The organism is Streptomyces sp. A2-16 (assembly GCF_018128905.1).
GTDB lineage: Bacteria > Actinomycetota > Actinomycetes > Streptomycetales > Streptomycetaceae > Streptomyces.
Genome location: NZ_CP063808.1, coordinates 2,182,169 through 2,202,943, shown reverse-complemented (window position 1 = coordinate 2,202,943; position 20,775 = coordinate 2,182,169). Strand labels below are relative to the sequence as shown.

Here is a 20,775-nt window from a genome sequence, read left to right as displayed (position 1 = left end):
TTCGGCGCCCGGTGCGGGGCTCCTGAAGGACATGGGCGAGGCGGCGGCACGGTCCGTTCGGGCGTTCCGCCACTCAGGTGAACGGGGCGGGCTTGTTCCGGGTCACGCCCACGGCCTCGGAAGCCGACCGAATGGCGGCGGGCCGAAGCCCTCATCCGGCTGCACAGGTGTGCGCACTCACGTGCGAGGCGCTCCCAGCGGCCGTTCATCCCTCCTCCTCGGTGGCACCGCTCCCCGGCCGTGTGCCCTCGGGTCGGCGCGCGCCGTCCTTGCCCGTGGTGCGGCGGACGGCACCGGGACGTGTCCCGCGGGCCGGCCGGGTGCGTGGGCGGGATCCCTCGGCACAGACCTGGCGTCCCTCAGCCTCCGTGGGACGGGGAAGGGCCTCGGTACGAGCCCCTGGCCGCACCCGCTTGCGGCGGCGGGCGGCCGTGGTGGGCTGCGGCGCGGGCAGCGCAGGGTCGGTTTCGGCCGGGCACGACGGCAGCGCGCGTTCCGCAGGGGGCGGACAGGCGGAAGGGGCCTCCATGCGGTTGCCGGGCAGTGACGTGGCGTCCGTGACCTCGCCGGAAGGGTGCGAGGTTGTCGGGGGCTTCCGGTCAGGAGCGGGCGTGCTCGGCCGGTTCAGGTCCTCGGTCGTCTTCACGGCGGCGGACTGAGTGGCCTCCGACCGCGCGCGTACATCGCGACTCTCGCGTTCCGCACGCAGGCAACGGCGGATGGATTCCGGGTCGAGCCCCTCGTTGCAGGCCTGGTGCAGGAGTCGGGCGAAGAGATAGCCGGAATCCGCGCCCAGGGCCATGGCCAGCGCCTCCCGGGCCTCGATCTCGTCGCCACCGGACCACGCGACCCATCCGGCGAGGGTGAGGGGCGCCGCCGCATGCTCGCCGTAGGGTCCGACGCACCGGCGGGCCAGTGCCCGCCACAGACGCAGGGCGGGTCCGGCCTCCTCCGCCTCCATCCACTCGGCCGCGCGGTCCCGGGTCGTGCGGTCCTGCAGACCGAGGATGAGCTCCGCCGCCTCGTCGTGCCCCAGCAGCTCATCGTCACGCAGATCCGCCTGAAGCGGTCCCGCGACGGGCGCGGCCTCGGCGAGACGTGTCATGGTGCGCCTGGCCAGGCGCACTGTCTCCTCGGCCACCTCCGCCCTGCTCACCTCGTCGAGCATCCTGGGCACCAGGGCCATGCCCGCGGTGTCCAGGGCGACCTCCTGTTCCAGCGCGGCCGCGGTCTCCCAGGGCTGCAGCCTGGCCCGCAGCTCGCGCAGTGTTCCGCGCACCTGCAGTCCGGCGTAGGTGGCCGCGGCGGCGAGCACCGATGTGCCGGGCAGCCCCATCGGGACGCCCTCCGCGGGGCAGCATTCCTCGCTCGGACAGCAGTAGGACCAATAGCGGCCGTCGGAGATGCACAACGCCTCGATCACGGGAACGTCGAGGCGGCCGCACTCCGTGCGCAGCAGCCCGGCGAGCGGGGCGAGCCGTTCCGTGATCTCCCTGCCCGTCTCGCCAGCTCCCGGTTCCTGGCAGAGGTAGGCAACCATCTGCTCGGGGCGGGCACCCCTGCGCTCGCTGCCGGTGATCAGTCCGTGGGCCAGTTGCCGGGCCACGGCCGACCAGTCGTCCTTGTTCGCGGGGATACCCAGCCGGGCGCGCCCTCCGAATCGGCCACGGCCGCCCTGGTCGTGCAGGGCGACCAGCACGATGCTGTCCTCGGGCCGGTACCCGAGCAGGTAGGGCAGGGCGTCGGCCAGTTCGCCCGGAGTTCGCAGGGTGACCTGGTGTTCGGCACCGTGTGCGTCGAAGCCGACCCGGTCGCCGATCCCCGAGCCGTCGTTGTCCCGCCTGCCGTTGTCCCGGCCGGCGCCGTTCTGTCCGTCGGTGTTCTGTTCGTCGGTGTTCCGTCCGCCGCTGTTCCGTCCGCTGTTGTTGCCGTTTGCAGCGGGCCCGGCCGTTTCGCTGTGATTCGTCATGCGCAGACGATCTCGCGGATCTCGATGTTCCGTTTGAGCCTGTGGATAAGTCCGATCAGGGCCACGACAAGCCCCGTCCCGTCGTCCACAGCCGGACCGCCGCGACGCCCCGCTGTCGGAGGCGTCCTGTTGTATGGGGGCATGACGCACACGAGCAAGACGGAGTTGCGCGAGGCTGCCGACGGGATCCTCGTCCGGCTCGTCGGGGACGGCACCGGATCGGCCAGGCTGCGCGAGGACCAGTGGCGGGCGATCGAGGCGCTGGTCGCCGACAAGCGCCGGGCCCTGGTCGTGCAGCGCACGGGGTGGGGCAAGTCCGCGGTGTATTTCGTGGCGACGGCCCTGCTGCGCGAGCGCGGCGCCGGGCCGACCGTGATCGTCTCTCCGCTGCTCGCGCTCATGCGCAACCAGGTCGAGGCCGCCGCCCGAGCCGGCATTCACGCCCGGACCATCAACTCCTCGAACCCCGAGGAGTGGGAGACGGTCCGCGCCGAGATCGCCGCGGGAACCGTGGACGTACTGCTGGTGAGCCCCGAGCGGCTCAACAACCCCGACTTCCGCGACAACGTCCTTCCCGAACTGTCCGCCGCCACCGGCCTCCTCGTCGTCGACGAGGCGCACTGCATCTCCGACTGGGGCCACGACTTCCGCCCCGACTACCGACGGCTGCGCACCATGCTCACCGACCTCCCGCCCGGGGTTCCGGTGCTGGCCACCACCGCCACGGCCAACGCCCGGGTCACCGCTGACGTGGCGGAGCAACTGGGCACCGGCGGCGGTTCGGACGCACTGGTCCTGCGCGGCCCGCTCGACCGCGAGAGTCTCAGCCTCGGCGTGCTCCAACTTCCCGACGCGGCGCACCGGCTGGCCTGGCTCGCCGATCACCTGGACGACCTGCCGGGCTCCGGGATCATCTACACACTGACGGTGGCCGCCGCCGAGGAGATCACCGCCTTCCTGCGGCAGTGCGGACACACCGTCACCTCGTACACGGGCAAGACGGAGAACGCCGAACGCCAGCAGGCCGAGGAAGCCCTCCTCGCGAACAAGGTGAAGGCCCTGGTGGCCACCTCCGCGCTCGGCATGGGATTCGACAAGCCCGACCTCGGCTTCGTCGTCCATGTCGGCTCGCCCTCCTCCCCCATCGCCTACTACCAGCAGGTCGGTCGCGCCGGACGCGGCGTCGAGCACGCCGAGGTGCTGCTCCTGCCCGGCCGTGAGGACGAGGCGATCTGGTCCTACTTCGCCTCCGTCGCCTTTCCGCCCGAGGAATCCGTACGGCGCACCCTGGACGCCCTCGCCCGCGCGGACCGGCCACTGTCGCTGCCCGCACTCGAGCCGCTCGTGGAGCTCAACCGGACCCGCTTGGAGATCATGCTCAAGGTGCTCGACGTGGACGGAGCGGTCCACCGGGTCAAGGGCGGCTGGATCGCCACAGGAGTGCCCTGGTCGTACGACACCGAGCGCTACGCCTGGGTCGCCAAGCAGCGCAGCACCGAGCAGCAGGCCATGCGCGACTACGCCACCACCACGGGCTGCCGTATGGAGTTCCTGAGGCGGCAGTTGGACGACGAGCAGGCGGCCCCGTGCGGGCGCTGCGACAACTGCGCCGGACCTCGTTTCACCGCCGACATCTCCTCGACCGCCCTGGACACGGCGGGCGGCTCGCTCGCCCGCGCTGGTGTCGTGGTGGAGCCCCGCCGCATGTGGCCCACAGGCCTCCCGGCCATCGGCGTCGACCTGAAGGGCCGTATTCCGCCCGGCGAACAGGCGCTGCCGGGCCGGGCGCTCGGGCGACTCTCGGACATCGGCTGGGGCAACCGCCTGCGTCCGCTGCTCTCACCCCTCACTCCGGATGCTCCCGCGCCCGACGACGTGGCGAACGCCGTCGTGACTGTGCTCGCCGACTGGGCCCGGTCGCCCGACGGCTGGGCCTCCGGCGCTCCGGACGCACCGGCCCGCCCCGTCGGGGTCGTCACGGTTCCCTCGCGCAGCCGGCCCCAGTTGGTCCACTCACTGGGGAGCCGTATCTCCGCCGTCGGACGCCTGCCGTTCCTGGGGTCCCTCGCGTACACGGACCACTCCGACGACCTCTCTCTGCCCCGCTCCAACAGCGCCCAGCGGCTGCGAGCCCTCCACGGAGCGCTCACCGTGCCCCCGCCCCTCCTGGAGGCGCTGCGAGCATCCTCGGGTCCGGTCCTGCTCGTCGATGACATGACCGAGACCGGCTGGACCCTCGCCGTCGCCGCCCGACTGCTGTTGCGATCAGGCGCCCAGGGAGTGTTGCCTCTGGTGTTGGCCGTACGTGGCTGAGCGGACACCGGAAGCGACAACGCTCCCCGCGCGCGACGGATGCGGGCTTCGAACGTTCGGGCGCGGCGGCCCCTGGCGTCGCCCGGTAAAACACTGGGTAGGGATATAAGCCACGAACCGTCTGATTCGGGTCTGTGGACCCAATTGCTCGTTGCCGCAACCAAGTTCGGCAGGAAGAATTGAGGTCCGCTCCCCGCACGGCCCGTCCGTAGACCGGTAGGGCTCTGCTGCGGTGCGCGCTCCCCCGAATCCGACCCCGCCCGCCGTATGGGCGCGTAGCCGAAGGGAGGACCGTGACCTTCGGATTCGCTCCGTCCTCCGCGGCGTCCACGTCGTCAACCGACCTGTCCGCCGCATCCGCCAACCCTCTGGCCCGTCTGCTCGAACCCGCCGAGTGGGCCGAGGCCGGTATCCCGCTGCTGCGCAACCCGCGCGAGGTCGTCAGCGGGCTGCACTCGCGGCATCGCCCCAAACCGGCGACCGCGATCGTGGCAGTCCTCGACCCGGACGAACGACTGCGGGCGAGCGCCTCGTTCACGCGGCGCCCGACGCCGGCCGACGGCTGGATGTTCCGGAACACGCTGCTCGCCCAGCTGCGCCGGGTGATCCCGCACGACCTGCGGCGCCGCACCCCGGTGCGCACCGCCGTGCTGCTCTACTGCCGTGAGGGCGACGCGCGTTGGACCGAGGAGGACGGCGCGTGGATGTGGGGGCTGCGTGACGCCTGCACCCTGCACGGGCTGCGCTGCGGGGCGTACATCACGCTGACACGTGACGGGTGGCAGGTGCTCGGCGAGGGACGCGGCGGACGCCGGCCCAACGCGGACTCCGCGCCGGAACCCTTCGCCACGTCCGAGTCACCGCCACTGCTGCCGCGCACCGGTGGCGCCGCCTCGGAGGTCCTGCGCCGCGTGGCGGCTCGCTGAAGCGGAGACCGTCCCGATTCACCGCTGCCGAACCCGATTCACCGTTGCCGGACCGGATCACCGCTGACCGACCGATCACCGTTCCTCGGCCGTACGTCCATGACGTACGGCCGACGACATCATGGGCCGCTCAGGGCGCACACCCTGCCGGTCCCCCGCACGGCGTGAGGCGTGAGCGGGGATGCCCCGCCCGGACGCGGGCATGCCAAGGGATTCGCCGTGCAGGTGCCGCACGAGCGGCACCTTCGTCACCCCCGGTGCCCTTCCGGACGTACCGGAACCGGCTCAGACGCCGACGCCCAGTACCGAGTTGATCTGCTGCGGGTCGCCGCAGACGATCAGCAGGGCACCGGCCCGGGTGTGTGCCAGCGGCAGAGCTTCGGCGACAGCGGCGGTGGAACCGCCGTTGACGGCGACCACGACCACCGGACGGGACGCGGCACGCGAGGCCGCCGTGGCGTCCGCGTAGAACACGTCGTCACCGGCGTCGTGCTGGGCCCAGTAGGCGGCTTCGCCGAAGGACAACTCATGGGCGGCCCACGGGTGGTGTTCGCCGGTGGTGATCACCAGTACGTCACCGGGGGCACGGCCCGAGTCCAGCAGCAGGTCGACAGCTTCCTCGGCGGCATCGAGCGCACCCTCGACCGAGGCCGGGATGAGCTGGATCTGCGGAGCTGCCGAAGCCGGAGCTGAAGCCGGGGCCGGAGTCGGAGCGGAGGTGGCACGGGCAGCCGGGCCCGGCACTGCGGGCTTGGCCACGGCCACGTCGTGCGGCGTCCGCTGCACCGGCGGCGCGGGCCGCAGCGGGCCGGGACGACCGGGGCGCGGCGGAGCCACGGGGCGTGGACCGGGTACGGGGCGGGGGGTCGGCGCGGTGCGGCCGCTGGCCGGAGTGGCGCGGGGACCCTGGGCACTCTCGTGAATCTGAGGCTCCTCGGGAATGAGAGGCATGGGCTGATGTTTATCAAACGTTGGTGCGGCTCGCGTCAGCGGGTGGCACATCAGTGCGAGCGGAATCGTCAGAAATCGAAGCCGAGCTGGCCCTCGATTTCCGGAACGCTTCCGTCCGCCCAGCTGCGGGCCTTCTTGAGGTGCCGCCACTGAGGCAGCGCATCAAGATACGCCCACGACAACCGGTGGTACGGGGTGGGGCCCCGAACCTCCAGCGCGGCCTTGTGCACGGGCGACGGATACCCGGCATTGGCCGCAAAACCGAAGTCTGCATGGTCGACACCCAGTTCGGCCATCATTTTGTCGCGCTGAACCTTGGCGATCACCGAGGCCGCCGCGACCGCCACACACGATCGGTCGCCCTTGATGACGGTCCGGACCTTCCAGGGCGTTCCGAGATAGTCGTGCTTCCCGTCGAGGATCACCGCGTCCGGACGGACCGGGAGCGCCTCCAGGGCGCGTACGGCGGCGATCCGCAGGGCGGCCGTCATCCCCAGGTTGTCGATCTCCTCGTGACTCGCGTGCCCCAGGGCGTACGACGTCACCCAGGTCCGCAGTTCCTCTGCGAGTTCGGTGCGGCGCTTGACGCTGAGCAGCTTGGAATCGGTGAGGCCTTGGGGCGGTCGGCGCAGTCCGGTGACGGCCGCGCAGACGGTGACCGGGCCGGCCCAGGCACCTCGCCCCACCTCGTCGACACCGGCAATGATCTTCGCTCCGGTCGTGGCGCGGAGGGAGCGCTCGACGGTGTGAGTAGGCGGTTCGTACGGCATGGCGCCCTTAGCGTACGCCGCTCGGATCACCCTGCGACACCCCGGTTTCCTCGGTCGGCCTCGGGACATCCACGATCGCCGGTCACAGACCGGTCGGCCGCAGCAGCGGCAGGATGAACCGGTCGATCATCTCTTCGAGATCCTCGTCGCTCCATTCGCTTCCGCGCATCTTGGAGCGGTACATCATCATGGCCGGAATGGCGTCGAAGACGTAGTCGTTGGCCGCGTCGGGGCGCACTTCACCGCGCCGTATTCCACGGGTGACGATCTCGCGCAGCAGCTTGATGCTCGGCTCCACGACGCCGTTGAAGATCACTGCATGGAAGCGCTCGGCCTGCACCTGATCGCATTCGTGAATGACTGAACGCAGCGCGAAGCCCGGCCGGGAGTACATCGCCTCGCGCGCCTGGCGACACAGCTCGAGCAGGTCTTCGCGCACACCTCCGAGATCGGGAACATCCTCGAACTGCGGCAGCCCGGCCCGAAGTGCGTCCGCGACAAGGTCCTCCTTGGAGGGCCAGCGACGATAGACCGCAGCCTTGCCGGTCTGGGCTCCGGCGGCGACGCCTTCCATCGTGAGGGCGTTCCAGCCGACCGTACTGAGCTGTTCCAGCGCGGCGTCGAGGATCGCGCGCTCCAGCACGGCGCCGCGCCGACGGAGGGAGGCCGTCCGAGCGGGGGCGGCCGTCCAGCGCGAGGTAACCATCTGAGTGTCTCCAGCGAACAGGGAAGCGGGGATTTCGGGGAGGGGTGCATCGCCGCGCGGTGACACAGGGGGATACATCGCGCGCCGACAAACTTAAGTGAACGCTTGCGTTCACTACGGGGGACTCACTACCGTTGACGCAACAGTGAACGCGACCGTTCACTAAAGCGCTTGTGGGGGACCCATAGTGACGACCTCTCAGTTGTTCAAGGATCAGAAACCAGGTGCGGCACGCCGGGAGGGGCGACCCGGCATCGCGCTCGCGGTCATCGCGGCCTGCCAACTCATGGTGGTACTCGACGCGACGATTGTGAACATCGCGCTGCCGCACATTCAAGACGCTCTCAAGTTCAGCACGACCGACCTCACATGGGTCGTCAGTGCCTACACGCTCACCTTCGGCGGTCTGCTGCTTCTGGGTGGCCGCGCGGGTGACATCCTCGGACGCCGCCGGGTCTTCATGACCGGCATCCTGTTGTTCACCTTCGCCTCGCTGCTCGGCGGACTCGCCCAGGAGCCCTGGCAGTTGCTGGCCGCCCGCGTCCTGCAGGGTGTGGGTGGCGCGATCGCGTCGCCGACCTCGCTGGCGTTGATCACCACCACGTTCCCCGAGGGGCCCGAGCGGAACCGGGCCTTCGGTGTCTTCGCTGCCGTCTCCGCGGGCGGCGGCGCCATAGGCCTGCTGGCGGGAGGCATGCTCACCGAGTGGCTCGACTGGCGATGGGTACTGTTCGTCAACGTGCCGATCGGCGTGCTGATCGCCGTACTCACCCCGCTCTACATCAGCGAGTCCGAACGGCACAGCGGCCGCTTCGACATCGCGGGCGCCCTGACCTCCACGGGTGGCATGGCCCTGCTGGTCTACGGCTTCATCCGTGCCGCCGACGAGGGCTGGCGGGACAACCTGACCATCGGGTCCTTCGGCGTCGCCGTGGTGCTCCTGCTGGCCTTCGCGTTCATCGAGTCGCGGGCCACGGAGCCGATCACACCCCTGCGGATGTTCGCCGACCGCAACCGCTCGGGCACATACGTGATCATGCTGAGTCTCGCTGCCGCGATGTTCGGCATGTTCTTCTACATCGTGCTCTTCGTCCAGAACGTCCTGGACTACACCCCGATCGAGGCCGGTCTCGCCTTCCTGCCGGTGACCGTCGTGATCGCGCTGGGGGCGGGCCTGTCGCAGCGGTTCCTGCCGGTGCTCGGCCCCAAGCCGTTCATGCTCGCCGGTTCGGCGCTCGCGGTGACCGGGCTCGCCTGGCAGGCCCTCATCAGCTCCGACAGCTCCTACGTCGGTGGGGTGCTGGGCCCCATGCTGATCTTCGGCTTCGGCATGGGTCTGAACTTCGTGACGCTGACGATCACCGCGGTCTCCGGCGTCGCCCAGCACGAGGCCGGCGCGGCGTCCGGGCTGCTCAACACCACCCAGCAGGTCGGCGGTTCGCTCGGTCTGTCCATCCTGACGACGGTGTTCGGGTCGGCCAGCAGGGACGAGGCGGAGAAGCAGCTGCCGCGCTTCATGGCCGACGGTTCGGCGGAGCAGAAGGCGGAGTTCGCCAAGACGCACCAGCTGCCCGCCCCGTGGGGACACGAAGTACTCGCCCAGGGCATCTCGTCGGGCTTCGTGGCAGCCGCCTCGATGGCCGTACTCGCCCTGGTCAGCGCCTGGTTGGTGATCAAGGTCCGCAAGAGTGACCTGGAGGCGCTGGCGGGCACGGCGGGTCCGGGGCTCGGCTGATCGGGCCTGGTTCACACCGAACAGCGGATGGCCGGGCCCGGTCCGAGGGACCGACGGCGAGGACGGCGGCCCGGCCATCCGTACGCGGAACATCAGCCCCACGCGCACGTGCAGCATCAAGCCCTCGTACATGGGGAGCATCAGGCCCACGCGCACTCGGAGCATCAGGCCCACCCCGACGAGCATCGACAACCACCCCACGACCACACCCCCCGCGCCTGCCTTAAGCGACCGACGCTCCGCCCATCCGCCGCACCGCAACTGACACGACAACGAGCGCACGGTCACGCAGAGTTCCCGAAGAACACGGAGAGTTTCCGCGAGCGGGCGGGCGGGGCTCCTATCAAGGGACTCGCAACCACTCGGGAAACGCCTCGGTCCGTTCCACCCACTCGGCGGGCGGCGTCCCGGCCTTCCCCGCGGCGATCACACCGCCCACGATGGCGCAGTTCGTGTCCACGTCGCCGCCGACCTGGGCGGTCGTCCAGAAGGCCGCTTCGTAGTCGCCCAGGGAGCGGGCGGCGGACCAGAGCGCGAACGGCACGGTGTCGTGGGCCGTCGTACGGCGCCCGCAGCCCAGCACGGCCGCGACGGTGGAGGCGTCGCCGTAGTCGAGCATGTCGCGCGCCCGCCGCAGCCCGGCTGCGACGGCACTCTTCGGAACGAGTGCGATGACGCCGTCGAGGAGCGCCCCGGGGCTGGGCGGACCGCCGGGGACGGCGGCCAGCGCGGCGGCCGCGGCTACGGCCATGGCGCCGACGACGGCCTCACGGTGCTGATGCGTGGGATATGCGGAGATCTCCGCCTGGTGGGTCGCCTGCTCCGGGTCGTCCGCGTAGAAGGCCCCGAGGGGCGGGATGCGCATCGCCGCCCCGTTGCCCCAGGAACCCTGCCCGTTGAAGAGGGCCGCGGCGAGTTCACGCCAGTCGCCGCCCTCGCGGACCAGCCGCAGCAGACGGTTGACCGCGGGGCCGTACCCTCGGTCGAAGTCGTGGTGCTGGGCGAAGGAGTGGGCCAGGGCATCCTGGTCGATGCGGTGGTGGGCGGCCAGGACGGCCACGACGGAGCAGGCCATCTCGGTGTCGTCCGTCCACTGCCAGTGGCCGGGCGGCAGCTCGCGGTTCTTCAGCAGGGGGTAGTTCACCGGCACGAAGAACTGCGAGCCCAGCGCGTCTCCCACGGCCAGACCACGCAGGCTGGCCAGGGCGCGCTGCAGGCGCCCGTCGGTTGCGGAGTCAACGGTCATCGGTCTGCCACTCTAATCGGTGATCCCGTAGGGTTCCGGCTCTCGCCAGCGTCCGAAGGGCCGGTCAAGGGCGTATTTGCCGTCGTCCCCGAGAACGAGCATGCGCATCTCCGCGTTCCCCGGGTTCGACAGCGACTCGAATTCGGCGACCGTCCAGTGGAACCAGCGCATGCAGAACAGCCGCATGGCCAGACCGTGCGTCACGATCAGCACGTTGGGCGGATGGTCGGGTGCCTCGAAGCTGCGGAACAGGCTCTCCAGGAAGCCGCCCACCCGGTCGTACACATCGGCGCCGGACTCCCCCTGGGCGAACCGGTAGAAGAAATGCCCGTAGGCGTCGCGGTACGCCTTCTGGAGACGTACGTCGTCGCGGTCCTGCCAGTTTCCCCAGTCCTGCTCCCGCAGTCGGGGTTCCTCGCGCACCCGTATGAGATCGGGGTCGAGATGGAAGGCGCGCAGGGTCTCGTGCGTGCGGCGGTACGGCGAGACGTACACACTGACGCGTTCGCGGCCCAGCACCTCTCGTATCCGCTTACCTGTCTCCTCCGCCTGCCGCCAGCCCTGTTCCGTCAGGGCCAGGGCGTGGTCGGGCTCGCGTTCGTACACGGTGTCATCAACATTGCCCGTTGACTCCCCGTGCCGGACAAGGATGATTCTCCGTGGTCGTGCCATGCCAAGACCCTAGATCGAGTGAGGTCGTATCGAGCACTCGTACGGGCTCCATACGGCGTAGGTCACACATTTCCCGCACCATCGGCCACACAGAGGCGCACGGATGGGGCGTCCGGATGTCAAACCGTCCAGGCCGGTTCGAGATCCAGGATGTCACCTGTGAGGGCGGCGACGTCGGCCTCGGTCTGGGCTCTCAGCGCGAGCCGTTCCACGCGTTCGGCGCGGTATTTTCCGTGCTCGGCGGCCGATCGCCACATCGAGAGCACCAGAAACTCGTGCCCCGGGGCCTCTCCGAACAGACCACGGATCATGCCGGGCGAGCCGGCCATCGCAGGGTTCCAGACCTTCTCCTGCATCAGGGTGAAGTGCTCCGCGCGCTCCTCATGGACGCGGCAGTGGGCGAACCGCACCAGATCGGCGTCGGTGAAGCGGGGCTCGAAGCCCGTCTTCACGTCGAAGCGGTAGTCGAACAGCTTGACCTGGATGTCCTTGAACGTGCCTGACTGGGCCGCCGCGAGCCGGTCATGGGAACGCGCCATGAAGGAGTCGTAGAAGGAACGGCTCTCCCAGAAGGAGAAGATGTGCGCCACACCCTGCCGCCCCCGGCTCCAGCCTCCGCCCTGTCCCCGAAATCCCGGCTCTCCCAGAAGCCCCGCCCACTTTCGCTGCCCCCGCTCGAAGCCGCGGCGGTCCACCACGGTGCAGCGAATCCACTTGACCAGCACCGCGCCATGGTAAGGCCCCGGAGCGTGGCGCCGGTCACGCTCGGCGGCAGAGGAGACCCACGAGTGACACACGCGCGTGGCAGGATGGACAACCGGTCCTGCCTGACCGGCAGTTCGGACCGTGGGCACTGGGGGAAGGGGAGAATCTGGTGAGCGGCATCAACAAGGGGATCCGCAAGGTCGAAGTCTCGCTCAAGTGGGATCCGAGTCCGGCGGGGCAGCCGCCCACCGACCTGGACATCGTTGCCGCGACCTACGTGGCGGGCGATCCGTACGGCGATCCCGCCTACGTGGTGCACTTCGACAGCCGCTCCCCCGACGGCACCATCTATCTGAACCGGGACAGCAAGGACGGCAAGGGCTTCGGCTGGGACGAGGTCATGACCCTCGAACTCGACCGTCTGGACGCCCGGTACACGCGCGTGGTCGTCGGCGCCGTGATCCAGCAGCGCTCCGCACCCCGCACCTTCGTCGGTGTGATCAACCCGGCGTTGCGGATCCGCGAGGGTTACACGGTTCTGGCCGAGGACGACTTCGGCGGCGTCCTCGGCGCCACGGCGGCGCGGGTCGCGGAGTTCGTGCGTCAGGAGTCCGGCACCTGGGACTTCCACCCCGGGATCAACGGCTACGAGGACGACCCCGCGACCTTCACCCGGAGCATGGGCCGGGCGTAGGACGTCAGCCGGCGGTCCAGCCCGGGACCGTCGGCAGCACCGCCTCGGCGACGCGGAGCAACGCGAGGTCATCGGGTACGACGTCGTCCTGACGCCATATGGAGACCTCGTAGAAGCCGCCGCCGTCCTTGGCGTCCTTGGCGACCAGCAGGCTGCGGGCGATACCGCCGGGACCGGTGTCGACCTTGCCGCCACCGAGGTTGAAGTTGAGGGCGATGGTCCGGTCCGAGTAGAGGACCGCCGGGTGCCCGCCTATGGACCTGTTCTCCACCCGGCTCCCCAGGAAGCCGGCCATCTCGGCCACCGGGATGTCCTCGTCGGACGTCGAGAGCTTCACGGAGTACGTGGCCAGCTGGATCTCCGCCTCGGGCGTGACGGTCTTGGTGCCGTCGGCCCAGTTGCTCATGCTCTCGTTGCCGCTGGCGTTCATCACGTACTCGGTCGGTGTACCGAGCAGCGTGGGCAGTTCCGCACGATTGAGCGCCGTGCACAACTGCACGCCGGAGACCGGCTTCGACGGCCTGGCGTCGTCCGATGCCTCACAGGCCGCCGCTTCGGGGTCACTGGACTTCTGCTGAAAGGTCCCTGACAACAAAAGAGCCGCGAGGCCCCCGACCACCACCAGGGCCGAGAGTGCCTGCCCCCACTCGTTCACGCCCTTCTCAGGTCTCTCGACGCTCTTCGTGGCGTCGACCATCTGCTGCTCGCTCATGTCCCCGTGTCCCCACCCTGCCGTTCGCGCCGGTCGTGCGCGGGGGGAGCCTAGCCTGTGATCGTCTCGTGGAGAAACGGAAAAGACCGAGGGCGGTGCGGTCGGTTTCCCGACCGCACCGCCCCTAGCGACTCATTCGGCGTCAGCTGCAACCGCTGGTCGAGCCACAGCCCTCGCAGATGTAGCAGGAACCGGCCCGCTGCATCTTCGTGCCGCAGGAGAAGCACAGCGGAGCGTCGGCCTGGATGCCCAGCTGCATCTCCACCAGCTCGGCGCTGGTGTGGGCCTGCTGCGGGGCGGGCTTGGCCGCCTCGACCTCGGCACGCGGCGTGGCGACGGCCTTCAGCTCCTGGGTGCGCGGCGCCGACTGGGCCAGCCCCTCGACGTCGACCTCCTCCTCGGTCGGCTCGTAGGAGCCGGTCTCGAGGTGGCGCTGACGCTCCTCGGCGGAGTGGATGCCGAGCGCGGAACGCGTCTCGAAGGGCAGGAAGTCGAGCGCCAGGCGGCGGAAGATGTAGTCGACGATCGACTGCGCCATCCGCACGTCCGGGTCGTCCGTCATACCGGCCGGCTCGAAGCGCATGTTGGTGAACTTCGAGACGTACGTCTCCAGCGGCACGCCGTACTGGAGACCGACGGAGACCGCGATGGAGAAGGCGTCCATCATGCCCGCGAGGGTGGAGCCCTGCTTGGACATCTTCAGGAAGACCTCGCCGAGACCGTCGTCCGGGTAGGAGTTGGCGGTCATGTAGCCCTCGGCGCCGCCGACCGTGAAGGACGTCGTGATGCCGGGACGGCCCTTCGGGAGGCGCTTGCGGACCGGGCGGTACTCGATGACCTTCTCGACCGTCTCGCGGATGGTCGCCTCGGCCTTCTCCGTGACCTCGGTCTTCTCCTTCTCCTTGGTCTTCGCGGAGAGGGGCTGGCCGACCTTGCAGTTGTCGCGGTAGATGGCGAGCGCCTTCACGCCCATCTTCCACGCCTCGAAGTAGACCTCTTCGACGTCCTCGACGGTCGCCGTCTCCGGCAGGTTGACCGTCTTGGAGAGCGCACCGGAGATCCACGGCTGGATCGCGGCCATCATGCGGACGTGGCCCATCGCGGAGATGGAGCGCTCGCCCATGGCGCAGTCGAACACCTCGTAGTGCTCGTGCTTGAGGCCGGGGGCGTCGATCACATTGCCGTTCTCGGCGATGTGGGCGACGATCGCCTCGATCTGCTCCTCCTGGTAGCCCAGGCGGCGCAGGGCCTGCGGGACGGTGCCGTTGACGATCTGCATCGAGCCGCCGCCGACCAGCTTCTTGAACTTGACCAGCGCGAGGTCGGGCTCAAGGCCGGTGGTGTCGCAGGACATCGCCAGACCGATGGTGCCGGTCGGGGCGATGACGGATGCCTGGGCGTTACGGAAACCGTTCTTCTCGCCAAGGCGCAGCACGTCCTGCCAGGCCTCCGTGGCGGCGGCCCAGATCGGCGTGTCGAGGTCGTCCATGCGGACGGCCTTGCCGTTCTCGTCGGAGTGCTGCTTCATGACCCGCAGGTGCGGCTGGGCGTTGCGGGCGTAGCCGTCGTACGGGCCGACGACCGCGGCGAGTTCGGCGGAACGCCTGTACGAGGTACCGGTCATCAGAGAGGTGATGGACCCGGCGAGGGCGCGACCGCCGTCGGAGTCGTACGCGTGGCCGGTCGCCATCAGCAGGGCGCCGAGGTTGGCGTAGCCGATGCCGAGCTGGCGGAACGCGCGCGTGTTCTCGCCGATCTTCTGCGTCGGGAAGTCGGCGAAGCAGATGGAGATGTCCATCGCGGTGATGACGAGCTCGACGACCTTGGCGAAGCGCTCGACCTCGAAGGACTGGTTGCCCTTGCCGTCGTCCTTGAGGAACTTCATGAGGTTCAGCGAGGCGAGGTTGCAGGACGTGTTGTCCAGGTGCATGTACTCGCTGCACGGGTTCGAGCCGTTGATACGGCCGGACTCCGGGCACGTGTGCCAGTTGTTGATGGTGTCGTCGTACTGGATGCCCGGGTCGGCACAGGCCCACGCGGCCTCTGCCATCTTGCGGAACAGCGCCTTGGCGTCGACCTCTTCGATGACCTCGCCGGTCATACGGGACGTCAGGCCGAACTTGCCGCCCGTCTCGACGGCCTTCATGAAGGTGTCGTTCACACGGACCGAGTTGTTGGCGTTCTGGTACTGGACCGACGTGATGTCGTCGCCGCCCAGGTCCATGTCGAAGCCCGCGTCACGCAGGGCGCGGATCTTCTCCTCCTCCTTCACCTTGGTCTCGATGAAGTCCTCGATGTCGGGGTGGTCGACGTCGAGGATGACCATCTTGGCGGCGCGACGCGTGGCGCCACCCGACTTGATCGTTCCTGCGGAGGCGTCGGCACCGCGCATGAAGGAGACGGGACCCGAGGCGTTGCCGCCCGAGGACAGCAGCTCCTTGGAGGAGCGGATGCGGGAGAGGTTCAGGCCGGCGCCGGAGCCGCCCTTGAAGATCATGCCCTCTTCCTTGTACCAGTCGAGGATCGACTCCATGGAGTCGTCGACGGCCAGGATGAAGCAGGCCGAGACCTGCTGCGGCTGGGGCGTGCCGACGTTGAACCACACCGGGCTGTTGAAGCTGAAGATCTGGTGCAGGAGCGCGTACGCCAGCTCGTGCTCGAAGATCTCCGCGTCGGCGGGCGAGGCGAAGTACTTGTAGTCCTCGCCGGCCTTCCGGTAGGTCTTCACGATGCGGTCGATGAGCTGCTTGAGGCTCACCTCGCGCTGGGGGGTGCCGACGGCACCGCGGAAGTACTTGCTGGTGACGATGTTGACCGCGTTCACCGACCAGAAGTCGGGGAACTCGACGCCACGCTGCTCGAAGTTGACCGAGCCGTCGCGCCAGTTGGTCATGACGACGTCACGGCGCTCCCAGGCCACCTCGTCGTACGGGTGCACGCCGGGGGTGGTGTGGATGCGCTCGATGCGCAGGCCCTTGTTCGCAGCCGCCTTGGTGCCCTTGGCGCGGGAACTCCGTGCCGGACCGCTCGCCGTCTCTGTCATGCCGCCTCCCTGTACGGGCGAAAACGCCCTGAAGTGCCCCGTTGTTCCCGTGGCACGGTGTTCTGTCTGGTATTGCGGGCACCCACTCACTACGACCCGCAACAGGTCCTGGTTCGCCGCCGTCCGGCCGGCCCGGGGTCCTGGCCCGGTCCGGCCCGCCGATCAGTCGGCGGCGCGGGCGGGCACGGGGACTTGAGCAGTCCCGCCGGGCCCGCGATCGTCTTCCTGGCTCCCCACGACGGCCTCTTCGCCGTCCGCAGCCTCTCCGCGGTCCTCGTCGTCCGCGGCGGGCGGTCCCGTGTCTTCCCTGAGTTCCGCGATCGCGGCCTCGAAGTCCTCGAGCGAGTCGAACGCCCGGTAGACGGAGGCGAATCGCAGATACGCGACGAGATCGAGCTCCTGCAACGGTCCGAGTATGGCCAGACCCACGTCATGGGTGGTCAGCTCGGCGCTTCCGGTGGCCCGCACCGCCTCCTCGACCCGTTGGCCGAGCTGGGCGAGCGCGTCCTCGGTGACAGGTCGTCCCTGACATGCCTTGCGCACGCCGTTGATGACCTTGGTACGGCTGAAAGGCTCGGTGACCCCGGACCGCTTGACCACCATCAGCGAGCAGGTCTCCACGGTCGTGAAACGACGGGAGCAGTCCGGACACTGACGGCGCCTGCGGATCGACGTGCCGTCATCGGTCGTACGACTGTCGACGACACGGCTGTCGGGGTGCCTGCAGAAGGGGCAGTGCATGTACTCCAACCCTCCTCACAGCAGACTCAATAGCCTCGCTGAGCCCCATGGGCCCCTCGAAGCAGCCCCAAGCATAGGCGATCGCTGCGGGCGTGGAGACCCGGGGGACCACAACTTCTGGGCTGCTGTAGCAATCCAAGCACTACATGTAGGGATTGGCACGGCATACACGCCGTACACGCGTGTCGCGCCTGTATGAGCCTGTGCCATACGACCGCCCCGGCGCCCGGCGAACACGGCGCACAGCCGTATCGCTGCGGCGGATGCGGAGATACCGTGGGCGCCACAAGGAGGGGACGTGGGATTCCCGCACAGATGGGAGCCGCTACCCGGCCCGCGGAGCACCGGATGGCAGACTGGGGCAACAACCCGCGAGGTCGCCGTCCGGCGGTGAAGAGTACAGCAATGGGCCCTTTTGTTCGGCAGGCGGCGCGTTAGCCATACACCCAGACACATGATCGCGACAGGCTATTCACGTTTTTTCACTCGAACGTGTGTTTGGCGCAACCTTTCGAAAGCAACTACCGTTGTCCAGCAGGGAGACCATCGAGAGGGGCCGACGTGACCACGACCGCAGACAGTGCCACCATCACTGCCCAGGACCGTTCCCAGGGCCGACTCGAGCCGGTGCATGCGATGAACGAAGCCGTGAATCCCGAGGGACACAAGCGGTCCCTGCCGGGGCGACCTCCAGGCATCCGGGCGGACAGCTCGGGACTCACCGACCGGCAGCGCCGGGTGATCGAGGTCATCAGGGACTCCGTCCAGCGGCGCGGCTACCCGCCGTCCATGCGGGAAATCGGCCAGGCAGTCGGCCTGTCCAGCACGTCGTCCGTGGCACATCAGTTGATGGCACTGGAGCGCAAGGGCTTCCTGCGCCGCGACCCGCACCGTCCGCGCGCGTACGAGGTGCGCGGCTCGGACCAGGGCGCCTCGGTGCAGCCCACGGACACCGCGGGCAAGCCCGCCGCGTCGTACGTCCCGCTGGTGGGCCGGATCGCCGCCGGTGGCCCGATCCTCGCCGAGGAATCCGTCGAGGACGTGTTCCCTCTGCCCCGCCAGCTCGTCGGTGACGGTGAGCTGTTCGTCCTGAAGGTCGTCGGCGATTCGATGATCGAGGCCGCGATCTGCGACGGCGACTGGGTCACCGTGCGCCGCCAGCCCGTCGCCGAGAACGGCGACATCGTGGCTGCGATGCTCGAAGGCGAAGCCACCGTCAAGCGCTTCAAGCGCGAGGACGGCCATGTCTGGCTGCTCCCCCACAACTCCGCGTACGAGCCCATTCCCGGCGACGACGCGACCATCCTCGGCAAGGTAGTCGCGGTCCTGCGGCGCGTCTGAGCCCCGCGACCGGCCTCGCCGACCCGACCGGGCCCCGGAACCCCTGCGCCGGTTCCGGGGCCCTGTGCTGTCCGGCCCCGACTCCGGGTCGCTGTGCATGGCCGGTTGGGCTGCCCGGTGCCTGGGCAGCCCAACCGGCGATCACTCGACGGCCGCCTGCGCCTTCTCCGCCTCGGCGGCGAGCTCCGCCGCTTCCATGACCTTGGCCGCGGCGTCGATCGCCGCAAGCGACTTCCGCACCTGGTTACGGTCCGTGGTGTACCAGAAGTCGGGCAGTGACGCCTTCAGATAGCTTCCATACCGCGCCGTGGCCAGCCGCTGATCCAGGACGGCGACCACGCCACGGTCCCCAGAGGCCCGTACGAGGCGGCCGGCGCCCTGTGCCATGAGCAGGGCGGCGTGAGTGGCCGCGACCGCCATGAAGCCGTTCCCGCCCGCTTCCTCCACCGCTTTCTGGCGGGCGCTCATCAAAGGGTCGTCTGGGCGCGGGAACGGGATCTTGTCCATGACGACCAGCTGGCAGCTGGGGCCGGGCACGTCGACGCCCTGCCAGAGCGACAGCGTGCCGAAGAGACAGGTCTTCGGGTCGGCCGCGAAGTTCTTGATCAGCTCGCCGAGGGTCTCCTCGCCCTGGAGAAGGATCGGGAACTCCGGGATCCGGGAGCGGAGTTCCTCGGCGGCCAACTGTGCCGCCCTCATGGAGGAGAAGAGCCCCAGGGTGCGGCCGCCGGCACACTGGATGAGCTCCGTCAGTTCGTCGAGCATGTCCACGCGGTCACCGTCACGCGCGGGACGCGAGAGGTGCTTGGCGACGTAGAGGATGCCCTGCCTGGGGTAGTCGAAGGGCGAACCGACATCGAGGCCCTTCCACTGCGGCAGGTCGTCGCCTTCGGTTCCCTCCGGGGCGAGCCCCAGGGACGCTCCCACGCCGTTGAAGTCGCCGCCCAGCTTCAGGGTTGCCGAGGTCAGGACCACGGAGCGGTCCGCGAACAGCTTCTCCCTCAGCAGGCCCGACACCGACATGGGGGCCACGCGCAGTGAGGCGCCGAAGCGATCATGGCGCTCGTACCAGACGACATCCCACTCCGAGCCGTTCGTGATCCGCTCGGCCACGTCGTGCACCGACTCCACGGAGGCCAGCGCCTGTTTGCGGACCGCGTCCTCGTCCTGGACGGACTTGTCGCGCGTCGCGCCGATCGCGGAGATGACCGTACGGGCGGCGTCGCGCAGGGCCATCAGCGCGTAGCCGAGATCCTCCGGGATCTCCTCCAGCCGGCCGGGCAGGGCGAGCTCCATCAGCCGCTCGAAGCCCTCGGCGGCGGTCTGGAGCTGGTCGGCGGCCTTTTCGTTGACGAGCTTCGCGGCGCGGCGCACCGCCCGGTTGACCTGGCCCGGGGTGAGCTCGCCGGTGGCGACGCCGGTGACCCGGGAGACCAGTTCGTGCGCCTCGTCGACGATCAGCACCTCGTGCTGTGGAAGGACGGGGGCGCCTTCGATGGCGTCGATCGCGAGCAGCGCGTGGTTCGTGACGACGACCTCGGCGAGCTTGGCGCGCTCGCGGGCCATTTCGGCGAAGCACTCGGCGCCGTAGGCGCACTTCGTGGCTCCGAGGCACTCGCGGGAGGACACGGAGATCTGTGCCCAGGCACGGTCGGAGACGCCCGGCGTGAGGTCGTCGCGGTCGCCGGTCTCGGTGTCCTGCGACCAGTCCCGCAGCCGCAACAGGTCCTGGCCCAGCTTGCTGGTGGGCGCGGCGGCCTCGAACTGGTCGAAGAGACCCTCCTCCTCGTCCTGCGGGACGCCCTCGTGGAGGCGGTGCAGACACAGGTAGTTCGACCGGCCCTTGAGCATCGCGAACTCCGGGCGGCGGCGCAGCAGCGGGTGCAGCGCGTCGACCGTGCGCGGTAGGTCCCGCTCGACGAGCTGTCTCTGCAGGGCCAGGGTCGCCGTCGCGACGACGACCCGCTCTCCGTGCGCGAGCGCGGGCACGAGGTAGCCCAGCGACTTTCCGGTACCGGTGCCGGCCTGCACCAGCAGGTGGGAACCGTCATCGATCGCGTCCGCGACGGATTCGGCCATGGTCACCTGGCCGGGGCGCTCCGTACCGCCGACGGCAGTGACGGCAGCATGCAGGAGTTCGGGGAGTGAGGGCTTCGTCATAGCGCGACCACCCTACGGCGCTGCACTGACAAAGGGGTGATCAAGGCGGGGACGAGGGGTGGGATCAAGACCCGGAGCTGGTCGGTGAAGG

16 protein-coding genes are annotated in these 20,775 nt (G+C 69.4%); 5 read left to right on the top strand and 11 right to left on the bottom strand.

Annotated features, from left to right (window positions below; genetic code table 11):
* Nucleotides 1–205 precede the first annotated feature (205 nt).
* A complete protein-coding gene (locus IOD14_RS10040; protein WP_212670077.1) occupies nucleotides 206–1,969 on the bottom strand; it encodes a DUF4192 domain-containing protein in 1,764 nt (587 codons plus the stop codon).
* Between the two features lie 141 nt (nucleotides 1,970–2,110).
* Here IOD14_RS10040 and IOD14_RS10035 point away from each other — a divergent pair, with 141 nt between their 5' ends.
* Nucleotides 2,111–4,282: a RecQ family ATP-dependent DNA helicase gene (locus IOD14_RS10035; RefSeq protein WP_123992044.1), complete on the top strand. Its 2,172-nt coding sequence runs from the start codon at nucleotides 2,111–2,113 to the stop codon at nucleotides 4,280–4,282.
* A gap of 293 nt (nucleotides 4,283–4,575) precedes the next feature.
* Complete coding sequence (locus IOD14_RS10030; RefSeq protein ID WP_123992043.1) at nucleotides 4,576–5,208, top strand: hypothetical protein; 633 nt, start codon at nucleotides 4,576–4,578, stop codon at nucleotides 5,206–5,208.
* A gap of 285 nt (nucleotides 5,209–5,493) precedes the next feature.
* On the opposite strand, the gene IOD14_RS10025 is transcribed toward IOD14_RS10030, so the two are convergent.
* The 3 genes from IOD14_RS10025 to IOD14_RS10015 form a co-directional block, all read right to left on the bottom strand.
* Entirely contained in the window at nucleotides 5,494–6,159 is a 666-nt protein-coding gene (locus IOD14_RS10025) for a hypothetical protein (protein ID WP_123992042.1), read from the bottom strand.
* 68 nt (nucleotides 6,160–6,227) lie between these two features.
* Nucleotides 6,228–6,929, bottom strand: a complete 702-nt coding sequence (locus IOD14_RS10020; RefSeq protein ID WP_212670076.1) for a ribonuclease HII — start codon at nucleotides 6,927–6,929, stop codon at nucleotides 6,228–6,230.
* Nucleotides 6,930–7,011: 82 nt separating this feature from the next.
* A complete protein-coding gene (locus tag IOD14_RS10015) occupies nucleotides 7,012–7,635 on the bottom strand; it encodes a TetR/AcrR family transcriptional regulator (RefSeq protein ID WP_123992040.1) in 624 nt (207 codons plus the stop codon).
* A gap of 187 nt (nucleotides 7,636–7,822) precedes the next feature.
* Here IOD14_RS10015 and IOD14_RS10010 point away from each other — a divergent pair, with 187 nt between their 5' ends.
* Entirely contained in the window at nucleotides 7,823–9,370 is a 1,548-nt protein-coding gene (locus IOD14_RS10010) for an MFS transporter (protein WP_212670075.1), read from the top strand.
* Nucleotides 9,371–9,713: 343 nt separating this feature from the next.
* Here the strand turns inward: IOD14_RS10010 and IOD14_RS10005 are convergent, their stop codons facing one another.
* From IOD14_RS10005 to IOD14_RS09995, 3 genes are all read right to left on the bottom strand, one after another.
* Nucleotides 9,714–10,616, bottom strand: coding sequence for an ADP-ribosylglycohydrolase family protein (locus IOD14_RS10005; protein WP_212670074.1), 903 nt, complete (start codon nucleotides 10,614–10,616; stop codon nucleotides 9,714–9,716).
* A gap of 12 nt (nucleotides 10,617–10,628) precedes the next feature.
* The gene (locus tag IOD14_RS10000) at nucleotides 10,629–11,288 is read right to left on the bottom strand and encodes a phosphoglycerate mutase family protein (protein ID WP_123992037.1); all 660 of its coding nucleotides are present in this window, start codon (nucleotides 11,286–11,288) and stop codon (nucleotides 10,629–10,631) included.
* A 119-nt stretch (nucleotides 11,289–11,407) separates the two neighbouring features.
* Complete coding sequence (locus IOD14_RS09995) at nucleotides 11,408–12,013, bottom strand: YdbC family protein (RefSeq protein WP_123992036.1); 606 nt, start codon at nucleotides 12,011–12,013, stop codon at nucleotides 11,408–11,410.
* Between the two features lie 149 nt (nucleotides 12,014–12,162).
* Between IOD14_RS09995 and IOD14_RS09990 the strand changes: the two genes are divergently transcribed.
* Nucleotides 12,163–12,687: a TerD family protein gene (locus tag IOD14_RS09990; protein ID WP_212670073.1), complete on the top strand. Its 525-nt coding sequence runs from the start codon at nucleotides 12,163–12,165 to the stop codon at nucleotides 12,685–12,687.
* Between the two features lie 4 nt (nucleotides 12,688–12,691).
* Here the strand turns inward: IOD14_RS09990 and IOD14_RS09985 are convergent, their stop codons facing one another.
* The 3 genes from IOD14_RS09985 to nrdR all read right to left on the bottom strand — a co-directional run bounded on the left by IOD14_RS09985 (nucleotide 12,692) and on the right by nrdR (nucleotide 17,183).
* Nucleotides 12,692–13,399, bottom strand: coding sequence for a DUF6215 domain-containing protein (locus IOD14_RS09985; protein WP_212670072.1), 708 nt, complete (start codon nucleotides 13,397–13,399; stop codon nucleotides 12,692–12,694).
* 142 nt (nucleotides 13,400–13,541) lie between these two features.
* Nucleotides 13,542–16,442 carry a vitamin B12-dependent ribonucleotide reductase gene (locus tag IOD14_RS09980; protein WP_123992033.1) on the bottom strand — a complete coding sequence of 967 codons (2,901 nt, stop codon included), beginning with the start codon at nucleotides 16,440–16,442 and terminating at the stop codon, nucleotides 13,542–13,544.
* A 162-nt stretch (nucleotides 16,443–16,604) separates the two neighbouring features.
* Nucleotides 16,605–17,183, bottom strand: coding sequence for a transcriptional regulator NrdR (gene nrdR / locus IOD14_RS09975; protein WP_212670071.1), 579 nt, complete (start codon nucleotides 17,181–17,183; stop codon nucleotides 16,605–16,607).
* A 561-nt stretch (nucleotides 17,184–17,744) separates the two neighbouring features.
* On the opposite strand from nrdR, the gene lexA reads away from it, so the two are divergent.
* On the top strand, nucleotides 17,745–18,524 hold the full coding sequence (lexA, locus tag IOD14_RS09970; protein WP_057613273.1) for a transcriptional repressor LexA: 780 nt from the start codon (nucleotides 17,745–17,747) through the stop codon (nucleotides 18,522–18,524).
* Nucleotides 18,525–18,665: 141 nt separating this feature from the next.
* Here lexA and IOD14_RS09965 read toward each other — a convergent pair whose 3' ends face one another.
* A complete protein-coding gene (locus IOD14_RS09965; RefSeq protein WP_212670070.1) occupies nucleotides 18,666–20,684 on the bottom strand; it encodes an ATP-dependent DNA helicase in 2,019 nt (672 codons plus the stop codon).
* Nucleotides 20,685–20,775 lie beyond the last annotated feature (91 nt).

Coding starts and splice junctions, on each gene's coding strand:
- IOD14_RS09965 (WP_212670070.1), bottom strand. CDS start 20,684: ATGACGAAGCCCTCACTCCCCGAACTCCTGCATGCTGCCGTCACTGCC.
- IOD14_RS09980 (WP_123992033.1), bottom strand. CDS start 16,442: ATGACAGAGACGGCGAGCGGTCCGGCACGGAGTTCCCGCGCCAAGGGC.
- IOD14_RS10005 (WP_212670074.1), bottom strand. CDS start 10,616: ATGACCGTTGACTCCGCAACCGACGGGCGCCTGCAGCGCGCCCTGGCC.
- IOD14_RS10035 (WP_123992044.1), top strand. CDS start 2,111: ATGACGCACACGAGCAAGACGGAGTTGCGCGAGGCTGCCGACGGGATC.
- IOD14_RS09985 (WP_212670072.1), bottom strand. CDS start 13,399: ATGAGCGAGCAGCAGATGGTCGACGCCACGAAGAGCGTCGAGAGACCT.
- IOD14_RS10025 (WP_123992042.1), bottom strand. CDS start 6,159: ATGCCTCTCATTCCCGAGGAGCCTCAGATTCACGAGAGTGCCCAGGGT.
- IOD14_RS10020 (WP_212670076.1), bottom strand. CDS start 6,929: ATGCCGTACGAACCGCCTACTCACACCGTCGAGCGCTCCCTCCGCGCC.
- IOD14_RS10015 (WP_123992040.1), bottom strand. CDS start 7,635: ATGGTTACCTCGCGCTGGACGGCCGCCCCCGCTCGGACGGCCTCCCTC.
- IOD14_RS10000 (WP_123992037.1), bottom strand. CDS start 11,288: ATGGCACGACCACGGAGAATCATCCTTGTCCGGCACGGGGAGTCAACG.
- IOD14_RS10040 (WP_212670077.1), bottom strand. CDS start 1,969: ATGACGAATCACAGCGAAACGGCCGGGCCCGCTGCAAACGGCAACAAC.
- nrdR (WP_212670071.1), bottom strand. CDS start 17,183: ATGCACTGCCCCTTCTGCAGGCACCCCGACAGCCGTGTCGTCGACAGT.